Source organism: Pseudomonas cichorii (assembly GCF_019719005.1).
Classification (GTDB): Bacteria; Pseudomonadota; Gammaproteobacteria; order Pseudomonadales; family Pseudomonadaceae; genus Aquipseudomonas; species Aquipseudomonas cichorii_E.
This window is the reverse complement of the sequence record NZ_JAIGPJ010000007.1, coordinates 62805-75302: the sequence shown is the minus strand read 5'-3', so window position 1 is coordinate 75302 and position 12498 is coordinate 62805. Positions and strand designations below refer to the sequence as shown.

The 12498-nt window shown below is 59.2% G+C and carries 13 protein-coding genes; 7 read left to right on the top strand and 6 right to left on the bottom strand.

Annotated features, from left to right (window positions below):
* Positions 1-47 precede the first annotated feature (47 nt).
* The 3 genes from K5D32_RS08070 (at position 48) to K5D32_RS08060 (ending at position 3212) form a co-directional block, all read left to right on the top strand.
* Positions 48-593, top strand: coding sequence for a DUF4880 domain-containing protein (locus K5D32_RS08070; RefSeq protein WP_221577606.1), 546 nt, complete (start codon positions 48-50; stop codon positions 591-593).
* A 78-nt stretch (positions 594-671) separates the two neighbouring features.
* A complete protein-coding gene (locus tag K5D32_RS08065; RefSeq protein WP_221599748.1) occupies positions 672-1808 on the top strand; it encodes a M14-type cytosolic carboxypeptidase in 1137 nt (378 codons plus the stop codon).
* A gap of 99 nt (positions 1809-1907) precedes the next feature.
* Positions 1908-3212: a leucine-rich repeat-containing protein kinase family protein gene (locus tag K5D32_RS08060; protein WP_221599746.1), complete on the top strand. Its 1305-nt coding sequence runs from the start codon at positions 1908-1910 to the stop codon at positions 3210-3212.
* 19 nt (positions 3213-3231) lie between these two features.
* Here K5D32_RS08060 and K5D32_RS08055 read toward each other — a convergent pair whose 3' ends face one another.
* Complete coding sequence (locus K5D32_RS08055; RefSeq protein WP_221599744.1) at positions 3232-3936, bottom strand: YebC/PmpR family DNA-binding transcriptional regulator; 705 nt, start codon at positions 3934-3936, stop codon at positions 3232-3234.
* Between the two features lie 333 nt (positions 3937-4269).
* Between K5D32_RS08055 and K5D32_RS08050 the strand changes: the two genes are divergently transcribed.
* A complete protein-coding gene (locus K5D32_RS08050; protein ID WP_260407306.1) occupies positions 4270-6198 on the top strand; it encodes a type VI secretion system Vgr family protein in 1929 nt (642 codons plus the stop codon).
* On the opposite strand, the gene K5D32_RS08045 is transcribed toward K5D32_RS08050, so the two are convergent.
* Positions 6185-6958, bottom strand: a complete 774-nt coding sequence (locus tag K5D32_RS08045) for an enoyl-CoA hydratase (protein WP_221577611.1) — start codon at positions 6956-6958, stop codon at positions 6185-6187. The genes K5D32_RS08050 and K5D32_RS08045 overlap by 14 nt on opposite strands.
* Positions 6959-7074: 116 nt before the next feature.
* Positions 7075-8280 (bottom strand): acetyl-CoA C-acyltransferase, encoded by a 1206-nt coding sequence (locus K5D32_RS08040; RefSeq protein WP_221599740.1) that lies wholly within the window; start codon positions 8278-8280, stop codon positions 7075-7077.
* A 151-nt stretch (positions 8281-8431) separates the two neighbouring features.
* Here K5D32_RS08040 and K5D32_RS08035 point away from each other — a divergent pair, with 151 nt between their 5' ends.
* Positions 8432-8911 carry an LEA type 2 family protein gene (locus K5D32_RS08035; RefSeq protein WP_221559760.1) on the top strand — a complete coding sequence of 160 codons (480 nt, stop codon included), beginning with the start codon at positions 8432-8434 and terminating at the stop codon, positions 8909-8911.
* A 3-nt stretch (positions 8912-8914) separates the two neighbouring features.
* Here K5D32_RS08035 and K5D32_RS08030 read toward each other — a convergent pair whose 3' ends face one another.
* Positions 8915-9841, bottom strand: a complete 927-nt coding sequence (locus K5D32_RS08030) for a carbon-nitrogen hydrolase family protein (protein ID WP_221559759.1) — start codon at positions 9839-9841, stop codon at positions 8915-8917.
* Between the two features lie 83 nt (positions 9842-9924).
* Between K5D32_RS08030 and K5D32_RS08025 the strand changes: the two genes are divergently transcribed.
* Positions 9925-10830 (top strand): LysR family transcriptional regulator, encoded by a 906-nt coding sequence (locus K5D32_RS08025; protein WP_221559758.1) that lies wholly within the window; start codon positions 9925-9927, stop codon positions 10828-10830.
* A gap of 2 nt (positions 10831-10832) precedes the next feature.
* Here the strand turns inward: K5D32_RS08025 and K5D32_RS08020 are convergent, their stop codons facing one another.
* Positions 10833-11087, bottom strand: coding sequence for a hypothetical protein (locus K5D32_RS08020; RefSeq protein WP_221577615.1), 255 nt, complete (start codon positions 11085-11087; stop codon positions 10833-10835).
* 660 nt (positions 11088-11747) lie between these two features.
* Between K5D32_RS08020 and K5D32_RS08015 the strand changes: the two genes are divergently transcribed.
* Complete coding sequence (locus K5D32_RS08015; protein WP_025260067.1) at positions 11748-12065, top strand: YqjD family protein; 318 nt, start codon at positions 11748-11750, stop codon at positions 12063-12065.
* A 46-nt stretch (positions 12066-12111) separates the two neighbouring features.
* Here the strand turns inward: K5D32_RS08015 and K5D32_RS08010 are convergent, their stop codons facing one another.
* Positions 12112-12468: an SPOR domain-containing protein gene (locus tag K5D32_RS08010; RefSeq protein ID WP_221559757.1), complete on the bottom strand. Its 357-nt coding sequence runs from the start codon at positions 12466-12468 to the stop codon at positions 12112-12114.
* Between the last annotated feature and the right edge of the window lie 30 nt (positions 12469-12498).

Genomic DNA, 12498 nt, shown 5'->3' with positions numbered 1-12498 from the left:
CACACTTTGCAAGGAAGATTCCATGGAAGATCAGCGAGCGATAGATCATGAGTAGCCAGCTCTCTCCTCTGTTGCATCTGCCAACCCGGCAGCCAGATGCCCCCCTATCCCGGCATGCCGCCGAGTTGAGCCGCAGCCTGGGCAAACTTTCGCGCCGTCGTCAGCAGATATTCCTGCTCAGCCGCCTCGATGGTGTCGCCTACGCCGAGATCGCCGCCTTTCTGGAAGTCGATCTGGAAAAGGTCGAACGCGCCATGTTCCGGGTGCTGCAACAGGCTTACAGGCATGACGAAAAACCAACCGACTTCCCTGGTGATCAGGCTCAGGAACAGGCCAACCGCTGGTATGTTCACCTGCAAAGCCCGGCCACCACTGCCAGCCAGCGCATCGAGTTTCGTCACTGGCTGGATGCCGACCCAGCCCACCTTGCGGCCTTCCAGACCAGCGAACGCCTGTGGCGTCGTCTGCAAGCGCCTGCCGCCCTCCTCGGCAGCTCAGGCTGGCATCGCCGCAAACGCCGCACTTACATGGCCTGGTGCCTGTTCACCGCATTCGTCTGCGGCCTGGTGATGACGGCTGAAACATTCTCCTGAACAGTCCATGGCATTCAAGCCGTCATAAAGACTGTTGATCGGTGTAAAGTACGGGCCTTACGCACACAGGAATACACCGTGGCCCTCACCATTCGTGCCGACTTCGACAGCGGCAATATCCAAGTTATAGATGCCAGCAATCCGGCGCGCATCGAACTGGCAATCGCGCCCGATACCCAAAGCGCTCATTTCCAGTGGTTCCACTTCAAGGTCGAGGGCCTGAACGTCGGCCAGCCACATGCTTTCAGCCTGACCAATGCCAGCGAGTCCACCTTCAATCGTGCCTGGAGCGGCTATAACGCCGTGGCCTCCTACGATCACCAGACCTGGTTTCGTGTGCCTTCGAGCTTCGATGGCAAAGCCTTGAACTTCAGTATTTCGCCCAGCGAGCCGCATACCTGGTTCGCCTATTTCGAGCCCTACAGCCGTGAGCGCCATGACTGGCTGATCAGGCAGGCTCTGGAAAAGACTGGCGCCGAGCTGCTGGCAACCGGCAAGAGCGTCGAGGGCCGGGATATTCAACTCCTGCGCAAGGGCGATGGTGCCGAAGGCAAGCGCAAGATCTGGATGATCGCCCAGCAACATCCCGGCGAGCATATGGCCGAGTGGTTCATGGAAGGCCTGATCGAACGCTTGCAGGAACAGGACGACCCTGTCATCAGGCAACTGCTGGAGACGGCGGATCTGTACCTGGTGCCCAACGTGAATCCGGACGGCGCGTTTCATGGCCATTTGCGCACCAATGCCCAGGGCAACGACCTGAACCGCGCCTGGCAGGACAGCACGGCAGAGCAAAGCCCGGAAGTGTTTTTTGTCCTCCAGCAGATGGAAAAACATGGCGTGGACATGTTCATCGATGTCCATGGCGATGAAGAGATACCTTACGTGTTCACTGCCGCCTGCGAAGGCAACCCGGGCTACACCCGCGAGCAACAGCAACTGGAAGAGCATTTCCGTCGCCGCCTGAGTGAAATCACCGTCGACTTTCAGACCCGATATGGCTACCCCCGCAGCGCTCCCGGTCAGGCCAACATGAAGCTGGCCTGCAACAGCGTTGGCGAGCGCTTCAAGTGCCTGTCACTGACGCTGGAAATGCCCTTCAAGGATAACGACAACGCCCCGGATGCAACCACCGGCTGGTCAGGCAAGCGTTCCAGCCAGTTGGCCAGGGATGTGCTGACCGTGACCGCAGAAATTGCGCCGACCTTGCGCTGACCACACAACCCTGTAGGAGCGAATTCATTCGCGAAAATGTGCACTTCATGCCGCTTTCGCGAATGAATTCGCTCCTACGCATGTGACTGACAACTACCCATGCATACCCTTGAAGACCTACGCTCCGGCAAACTGGCCGGCATCACGCGGCTGGACCTGTCCTGTGGCCTTACGGAGTTTCCGCAGGAAATCTTCGAGCTGGCCGACTCGTTGCAAGTGCTCAACCTCAGTGGCAATGCCCTTGATCGCCTGCCCGATGACTTGAACCGGCTCAAGCACCTGCAAACGCTGTTTGTATCCGACAACCCGTTCACTGAGCTGCCTGAGTGTATTGGCCAGTGCGAACAATTGCGCATCGTCGGTTTCAAGGCCAACCGGATCAGTCATGTCTCGGCCAAGGCTCTGCCGCCTCGCCTGCGCTGGCTGATCCTTACGGACAACCAGATAGAGTCGCTTCCCGAAGAGCTGGGGCAGCGTCCCGAGCTGCAAAAGCTGATGCTGGCAGGCAATCGACTGCGCAGCCTGCCAGCCAGCCTTGCCAATTGCCACAAGCTGGAACTGATCCGCATTTCCGCCAACCAGTTGAACGAGCTGCCTGACTGGCTGTTGCGCCTGCCGGCCCTGGCCTGGCTGGCTTATGCAGGCAATCCACTGTGCCCGGCACGTGAAGAGCAATCCGTCCGGCAGATTCCCTGGGAACAACTGAGCATTCAGCAGCGCCTGGGTGAAGGGGCTTCCGGGATTATCCAGCAAGGCACATGGCAGAACGGGGATCACAACGAGACGGCTGCCATCAAGCTCTACAAGGGCGATGTCACCAGCGATGGGTCGCCGCTCAATGAAATGGCAGCCTGCATCGCGGCGGGCAATCATCCGAACCTGATCAAGGTATCAGGGCAGATTACCGGGCATCCCCAAGGGCAGCTTGGGCTGGTGATGGAACTGATTTCACCGGACTTCGTGAATCTCGCCGGCCCGCCAAGCCTGGATTCCTGCACCCGGGATATCTACCCGCCCCAGACCCGCTTCTCGCCAGAGACGCTGCTGCATCTGGCTCGCTCAATCGCCTCGGTCACGGCGCATCTGCATACGTGCGGGATTACCCATGGTGATCTTTACGGCCATAACATTCTGCTGCGCAGCAATGGCGACAGTTTGCTGGGGGATTTCGGCGCGGCTTCATTCCACCCTTCAGCGAGCCAGGGTGTAGCGCTGGAGCGTATCGAAGCACGGGCTTTCGGGATTTTGCTGGGGGAATTGCTGGAGCACTGCGAGCCAAGGTCGCAAGACGGGCCACTCATGAAGCGGTTACAGATGCTGCAAGCGCGATGCATACAGCCCGAAGCCGGGAAACGACCGGCGCTGCAAGAGGTGTTTCAGGTGTTGCAAGCGTGGGCTGTCTGAAACAGCCCACGCATACGGATCAGCCTGCCAGACCTACATAAACGTTCTGCACGTCGTCGTGGCTGTCGATGGCTTCCAGGAAGGCTTCGACTTCAGCCATCTGCTCATCGCTCAGGCCGTCGACTGTGTTTTTCGGGCGGTAGCCCAGTTGTGCCGACTGTACGGTAAAACCGAACTCGGGCAATTTCTTGCACACGGCGTCCATGTCGGTGGGCTCGGTCAGGAACAGGGTCGCGCCCTCTTCACCCGCTTCGCAATCCTGGGCGCCCGCTTCGATGGCCGCCTCATCAGGATCGGCATCCGGTGAAGTCGGAACGGCTTCGATCATGCCCTGATAGAGGAAATCCCAGGAAACCGAACCGGCGGCACCCAGTTGTCCCTTGCGGAACAGCACGCGGATTTCCGAAACGGTACGGTTGATGTTGTCGGTCAGGCACTCGACGATGACCGGCACCCGATGTGGAGCAAAGCCTTCGTAAGTCAGGCGCTCGAAGGTCACGCTTTCGCCCAGCAGACCCGCCCCCTTCTTGATGGCACGCTCCAGGGTTTCACGAGGCATGGAGGCTTTTTTCGCCTGCTCGACCACCAGTCGCAAACGCGAGTTCATATCCGGATCGGCACCTGCACGGGCAGCGATCATGATTTCCTTGGACAGCTTGCCAAAAACACGCCCCTTGGCGTTGGCTGCCGCTTCTTTATGCTTGACCTTCCACTGTGCGCCCATGTGTGCTCTCTTGATCCGATTGCGCCTTGCCGCCTGGCTTGCCAGGCAAGCAGGCCGCAGGAATGGCAAAGCGCTGAAAAAATGGTTACCGATAATGACGCGCCTGAGACGCCGGGCGCATTTTATACGCGATGGCGCCAGATGAAACCCCTGAGATCGAACATCCGCTCTGCCTGACCCTGAATTGCTTGCTCGCAATTACCAGGATCACGCCTTGCCTTGTAGTCCATTTCTGAAAAAACCTGCAACGATGCCCTTGAGGCTTTGCATTTCGTACCCTTCGCAGCCTGAACTTCATGGTGAGAGAGCCCGCGAATGTGCGAAGACCCGCAAATGCCAATATTTCTGGCGATTGCCGACTGCCAGATGGATCTGCATGTCATCAGCTTTACCGGCCTGGACGCCTTGAACGAAGTGTATCGTTTCGACATTGACCTGATCTGCAGCGACCCCCACCTGGATTTCGCCAGCCTCCTGAAGCGTGACGCCTTTCTGAGTTTCGGGCCGGAAGATGTCGGCGTGCATGGTCAGATCCTTCACGCCAGCCAGCAATATGCTGGCACTTGCCTGAGCCATTACCGGGTCAGCCTGATGCCACGCCTGCAAGCACTTGCTCAACGCCAGCAGCGACGAGCCTATCATGACCTCAGCGCTCTCCAGTTGATTGCCCGGCTGCTTGAAGAGCATGGCATCGAAGAAAATGCCTACCGTTTCGAAACCATAGGCCTGTATCCAGCCCGCACGTTGTGTGTGCAATACGATGAAAGCGACCTGCACCTGCTGCAACGCCTGTGCGAAGAAGAAGGCATTCATTTTCGCTTCGAGCACAGCAGTACCGGCCACCAGTTGGTATTTTCCGATGACCCGGCCCGTTTCCCGGAACTGCCGCAGCCCATGCGCTTCAGGGTCGATGACGACAAAGCCCCCGAACAACCCGCCATTACCCATCTGGTCGAATGCCTGTCGATATCCCCCGGCTATAGCAGCCACACCGTCCACCGGCACGGCGCTGCGCCGCTGGTTGCGCTGTCTCCCATCGACACGGGAGGCAATCCCGGAATCAACCAGCCTTTCGAAGAGTCCATCGCCTCACGCCCCAGGAACCAGGACGAAGCCTTTCAGCGACAGCGCAGTGCCCGAAGGCTGGAGCGCCTGCGTTGCGAGCGACGACACATCAGTGGCGGCAGTCATCAACCGGCCCTGCACAGCGGACAGGTCATGCAGGTGCTCGATCATCCCGAACCGACGCTCAATGATCACTGGCTGCTGACCCAGGTGCAGCACACAGGCATGCAGCGCCATCCCATGGAAGGCTTCGACCCTCATGACATTACCGCCATCGTCAATCTCTCGGCGTCGTCAGGCACAGACACGCTGGATGACGGCTATCGCAATACTTTTCGCGTCATTCCCTGGGCCATGCCCTTTCGCCCGTCATTGAAGCGCCACAGGCCTCTGGTCAGCGGTTATCAGACGGCAACCTTGATGGATGATGGCAAAATCGATGAGCAAGGTCGCCTGCCCGTCCGCTTTGACTGGCAGACCCTGGCACAGCCCGCGTCCGATATCCGCCGCTGGCCCCTGGCGCGGATTGCCCGGACTGGCGAATCGGGCCTTGATGAGGTGCAGGTCGGGGCCAGGGTATTGATCCGTCATCTGAACAACGATCCGGACCGACCGGTGATCTGTGGCCTGCTACCGGGCAACGAGGTCAACCCTCAGCCACGCATCCAGCTCGACGGCACGCCACTGGACCCGGAGGCCGAGAGCATTCGTCTGGGCAGCGGACAACGCTTGCACATTGATACCCGCGAAGACCTGATCCTGCATGGTGCACAGGGTGCCTTGCAGATCGCGGCCCAAGGTATTTCCATCATCGGGCCGCGCACCATGAAAGCTTCGCCCCCCGAGCAACAGGACGACACCGCAGTGCCCCTCACCGATCTGCGCCTGACGCAAAAGCCGGGGCTGCAAGGCGAGCCACTGGCCCGGCGCACCTGGTACATCGTGCGTATGGCCAAGCCGGGGCTGGAGCATCTGGCGCATATCGAGCCGGCAGACTTTCTGTTCGAGGGCAAAACCGATGAATCGGGCTATCTGGGCCTGAGCCAGGCGCAATTGCAGCAACTGGCGGCGCACTACAACACGTCGCCCGGCAGCCTGTGTCTGGTCCACCCCGGCCAGTGCGTCAGGCTGCAGGACTACATCCAGCAGAACTGGAACGAGCAGCAGCGACAGGCATTCATGCTCAGCGGCCTTTGAAACTGGCCGCCCGCTTCTCGATGAAAGCCTGCATGCCTTCTTTCTGGTCCTCGCTGGCAAAGACGGCATGGAACACCCGTCGCTCGAAGCGCACGCCTTCAGCAAGGTTGACTTCAAACGCCCGGTTGACGCTTTCCTTGACCATCATCGCGACCGGCAGGGATTTGTCGGCAATCACGGCGGCCACCGCCAATGCCTCGTCGAGCAATTGCTCGGTAGGCAGAATACGTGCGACAAGGCCGGCACTCTCGGCCTCGCGGGCATCCATCAAACGGCCGGTCAGGCACATTTCCATGGCCTTGGCCTTGCCTACTGCTCGCGTCAGACGCTGGGTGCCGCCCATACCGGGCAACACGCCCAGATTGATCTCGGGCTGACCGAATCGGGCGTTTTCTGCTGCCAGAATGAAATCGCACATCAGCGCCAGCTCGCAACCGCCCCCCAGGGCAAAACCCGCCACTGCGGCAATGATGGGCTTGCGCCGCGCCGCAATCCGGTCGCTTTGAGCGAAAAGATCATCAAGGTAGATCTGCGGGTAGGTCAGTTCGGCCATTTCCTTGATATCGGCCCCGGCAGCAAATGCCTTGCTGGAACCGGTGAGCACAATGCAACCGATGTCCGGGCTGCGTTCAAACTCGTCCAGAGCATGATTCAGCTCATCGATCAGTTGAGCATTCAGCGCGTTGAGCGCCTGAGGGCGGTTCAAGGTAATCAACCCCACCCGGCCTTTGATCTCTCTTATGATTGTCTCGTAACTCATTGATATAAAACCTTAAATAAATAAAAGCCTCCGTAGGAGCGAATTCATTCGCGAAAGGCCCGACAGAAATTGGTCGTTTGAAATACCTTCACGAATGAATTCGTTCCTACCTCGTCTTACATCAATTCAACCGCCACAGCAGTCGCCTCGCCACCGCCGATGCAGATTGCAGCGACACCACGTTTGAGCTGCTTGCGGCGTAATGCCGCCAGCAAGGTAACGATGATCCGCGCACCCGACGCTCCCACCGGATGCCCCAGCGCGCAGGCGCCGCCGCTGATATTGACCTTCTCGTGATGCAGTTCGAGATGACTCATGGCCGCCAGTGGCACCACGGCAAAGGCTTCATTGATTTCAAACAGGTCCACATCATCCACCGACCACCCGGTCTTGCCCAGCAAGCGGGTAATCGCCCCTATCGGCGCCGTAGGAAAAAGGCCGGGAACGTCGGCAAAAGCGGCATGGGCATGAATCCTTGCCAGCGGAGTCAGACCGCGGCGTTGCGCTTCGGAGTGACGCATCAGCAACAGGGCCGCAGCCCCGTCGGAGATGGAGCTGGAGTTGGCAGCAGTCACGGTGCCATCCTCACGAAAGGCAGGTTTCAGAAGCGGAATCTTTTCCAGTCGCGCCTTGGGCGGCTGTTCGTCGTGACGGATCAATCGCTGTTCTTTGCCCACCATGACCTGCAAAGGAACGATCTCGGCATCGAAATGGCCTTCGGCGATGGCTTCCTGGGCGCGCGTCAGGGAAGCCATGGCAAAGGCATCCTGCGCCTCGCGGCTGAAGCCGTTCATCTGGGCACAGTCCTCGGCATAAGTACCCATCAACCGGCCTGGCTCGTAGGCGTCTTCAAGGCCGTCGAAAAACATGTGGTCCAGTACCCGCCCATGGCCCATCCGGTAGCCACTGCGGGCGCGATCCAGCAAGTAAGGCGCATTGGACATGCTTTCCATACCGCCCGCGACAACCACGCTCACACTCCCGGCGAGCAGCAGGTCATGGGCCAGAATGGCGGTCTGCATGCCGGAGCCGCACATCTTGTTGACCGTGGTGCACAGGGCCGAAGCACTCAACCCCGCCCCCAACGCCGCCTGACGCGCTGGCGCCTGGCCGAGTCCGGCTGGCAACACGCAACCGAACAGGACTTCTTCGACGTCCTGCGGATCGATTCCCGCACGCTCGACAGCAGCACGAATGGCTGCCGAACCCAGTTGCGGCGCGGTGAGGCTTTTCAAATCCCCTTGAAAACCGCCCATGGGCGTTCGGGCGGCACTGACAATGACGACAGGGTCGTGAGGCGGTGTCTTGTTATCGATGGACATGGCAGATTTCCAGAATGCTGTTGTTATTGGAATAGCAGAAATCATCGACTTTTGTAGAGTACGAGGCAAAGGTCGCAACAGACGAATCTCTGACAGAGCTTGTGGTCTGAGCCAATATCGCCAGCACTGCCTTTTTTGGGGAGACCCACGGATGCCATCACGTACGCTGCGCAGTCTGCTTGTCAGCCTGTTGATTCTGACCTTGAGCGGTTGCGCCCTGTTTGCCAGTCGCGATCCGGTCAATATCAATGTGGTGGGGATCGAGCCCTTGCCCGGCCAGGGGCTGGAAATGCGCATGGCGGTCAAGCTGCGCCTACAGAACCCTAATGAAACGGCCATCGACTACAACGGCGTGGCGCTGGACCTGGAGGTCAATGGCAAGCTGCTGGCCTCAGGCGTCAGTGACCAACGGGGCACCATCGGGCGTTTCTCCGAAACCGTGCTGGTGGTGCCAGTGAGCATTTCTGCCTTCTCGGCGCTGCGCCAGGCCGTGGGCCTGACCCAGACTCAACGCCTGGACAACCTGCCCTACACCCTGCGCGGCAAACTGGCAGGTGGCGTATTCGGCACCGTGCGCTTCAGGGACAGTGGCACGCTGAGCCTGCCGCAACCCGTCACTGGCGACTGGTAGCACTCAGTCCGTGATGAAGCGCACGCCGGGCTTTGAACGCTCATCCACCACCAGTTCGAAGATATCTGGCCGTGAGTAATGCCCCACTACATCGAAGTCATAACGCGCCTTGACCAGTTCATCGACATCGATTTCAGCCACCAGCAGCCCGGTTTCACCAATCAACGGACCGGCCAGCACATCGCCCATCGGTCCGACAATCACGCTGCCACCATTAATCAGCGGGCGCTCGGCAGGCCAGTTGGCGACATCGATGCCCAGCGCTTGCGGCGATGGCTGTACCTGACAGGCGCTGATCACGAACATACGGCCCTCATGGGCAATATGGCGCATCGAACATTGCCATATTTCGCGCTCGTCCACTGTTGGCGCACACCAGATTTCCACGCCCTTGGCATACATCGCGGTGCGCAGCAGCGGCATATGATTTTCCCAGCAGACTGCCGTCCCCAGGCGCCCGGCGCGGCTCGGGACCACTGACAGGGTCGAGCCATCGCCCTTGCCCCAGATCAAACGTTCAGTACCGGTCGGCATCAATTTGCGATGCGTCGCGACCAGTCCGCCTTCAGGCTCGAACAGCAGCACCGTGCAATACAGGCTGCTGCCGGAGCGCTCGATCACGCCCAGCACCAGACTCGCACCCGTGCGGGCCGACAGTTGCTCCAGTGTCCGGGTTTCATCGCCCGGCACATCGATGGCGTTCTCGAAATAACGGGCAAAGGCCTCACGCCCCTGAGGCAGGCGGTAACCCAGTTGGGTACCAAAGGTTTCACCCTTGGGATATCCCCCCAACAGCGCCTCGGGCATGACCACCACACGGGCGCCGGACTCGATGATGGCCTGTTCGTAGGAGAGGATCAGCTCAAGGGTGTCTGCCTTGCCGCCCGGCAAGGCGCCGATTTGCAGTGCTGCGACGATGGATCTGGACATGACGGGGCTCCGTTGGCGATGAGTGTTGCCAATTCTCGACTGGCCGCCCAACATTGATAAAGCCCATCTCAATGCTTAATGATATGAACACTATGAATATCAGCACCATCGATCTCAATCTGCTCAAAGTCTTTGAAGCGTTACACGATGAGTGCAGCGCCAGCCGGGCAGCGTTGCGCCTGGGCGTGACTCAGTCGGCCATCAGTGCGGCATTGCGGCGTCTGCGAGCGCTGTATGGTGATCAGTTGTTCGTACGTACAGGACGAGGTCTGGCACCGACCTTGAGGGCCGACCAGCTAAAGCCTGTGGTCACCGAAGCGCTCAACAAATGCCGACAGAGCCTGGCGATGGTTGCAACGGCATCGGAAAATTACGAAGGACGGTCGGTGGTCATCGGCCTGTCGGATGACTTTGAAATGGCACTGGGCAAACGCCTGATGAGCGCGGTCAGCGTGACAGCACCCAGGTTGCGGTTGATGTTCCGCCAGACCCACAGCCAGATCGTTGCGACAGCCTTGCTGGACCGCACCATCGATCTGGCGATTGCCTCGGGAGGCTTCGCCAATCGTTTGCTGACCCGCAGGGTATTGGGAGAAGGCGACTATTCATGCCTGGTGGACCCGGCCAGCCTTGAGCCCGGCCAGACGCAACTGAGCATTCAGGCGTTCATTGAGCGTGAACATATCCTGATTTCATCGGGAGGGCTGATCGGTATGGTTGATGAAGGGCTGGCCAGCCTGGGCCTGAGCCGCCGTGTATGTGCATCGACCACCCATTTTGCGGCATTGCCCTATCTGCTCAAGGGCACACAGGCGCTGGCCACGATCCCCACTCACGCGGCGCAGGCGATTGCGCAACTCACCGATCTTGCCTTGTTGCCCTGCCCGCTGGCCATGCCGCGTTATCCGATAGAACTGGGCTGGCGCACCGGCTCACAGCCCGATCCGGCAGTGGATGCCGTTCGTGAAGCCATTATCGGGCTGTTCTGAATTTACCTGGCAGCAGCCATGAGGCGATTCACTTCGCTGCGAACCATGTTGGCGTACTCCGGCGGGCTCATGGCGTCCAGTTCGGAGCGAACCCACTCCGACCACTTGCCCTTGCGCTTGGCTTTTTCACCCATCAGACGAGCCGCCTCCCCCTTGGCCTTGCCCAGATTGCTCTGCCAGAGTTCAAACAGGCGGGACTTTTCATCCTCAATGGCAGCGCGTTCGGGAAGAGACCGGTTGGCCAGATTGAAACTCATAGCGTTCACCTACTACCTACGACTAAAAACGGCTGCATCTTACACCCTGGTCCTTCGCGAATGAATTCGCTCTCATCAAACAAGACGCAAGACCATGAATTAGAACGTTTTTTATGTAGGATAAAAACATTATCCGGCGTACATATCCATTATCGGTATGTGCTGGTCCTACTGGTTCCGCCTTTACGGCGGCCCCCTTTTGTTTCGGCAAAAGGGGGGAAAACCATCCGCTCCGGTTCGGCCCCGCCTTGTGGCGGGGTTCCCTCGCTCCGGCATTGCTCCGTGGGTACGCGCCGACGGGCCTTCCATGGCCCTGCGGCGCTTGCTCGGCGTCCTGCCTCGCAACCCACTACGCAATACCTCCACTCGGCCGTCACCAACGTCGCAATCGGCGGTGTCTGGAATATCTCTGTTCATCCCGGTAGGAGCGAATTCATTCGCGAATAAATTCGCTCCTACACACAATTGTGAGAACACAGCCGAACCCTTAATCCGCAAACACATGGCCCATGTTTGCTTCGCGACAGCGCGGCGCCAAGGCGGCGGGTGATCTCCTACAGTTTTTTCAGTGCTTGCGAGAGATGACTTGTGCAATTGCAACTTTCCGCAACACTGAGGACTCCATTGAGGAACACTGCCATCAACTGAAAGGAAAACATCATGGCTCGTAAAACCGCTGCGCAAAATACTGCCGATCAGATCAAAGACCAGGCATTCAGCGAATTGCAGGCTCTGATCGAAGAATCAGACAAACTGCTCAAAGACAGCGCCGCACTGGTTGGCGAAGAAGCGGAAACCCTGCGCGCGCAATTGAGCCTGAAGCTCAGGCAGGCACTGGATTCGGTATCCAGCGTACGTGAGCGCACCAAGCCTGTGGTCGAGGCCACTGAAACCTACATCGGCGGGCACCCATGGCAGACCGTGGCCATTTCTGCCGGATTCGGTCTGGTGGTGGGCTTGCTGCTGGGACGTCGTTGATGCATGCCTGTGCTGCCAGTCAACACTGGCAGCACAGGCCTACGCATTACTGATTACGCTGAATGACTACAGGCGCAGCCAGGCGATGGGACTTGGCAACCTTGGCCAGCAGGCCGACGCGCTGCTCTTCTGCCTGTTCCGCGCTCTGGAACGGACCAATCAACAATTGCTGCTTGCCGTCGATCGTGACCACGACCGGCGCATAACTACGCTCGAGCAACCAGGCACTGATATCGCTGACCGCCTCTCTGGAGTTCATCTGGATGAACCACTGTGGCGTGGCTGCTTGCGGAGCCTGAGTCACTGGCTCGGCCTTGTCGCGGGCCGATGGCCGAGAGTTTCCTGCATCGCATCCGGCCAGCACCAGCGTCAGCGCTGCCATTATCATTACCGTCTTGCGCACGTAAGTCTGCTCCTTGTCTGAAGTGGCGCG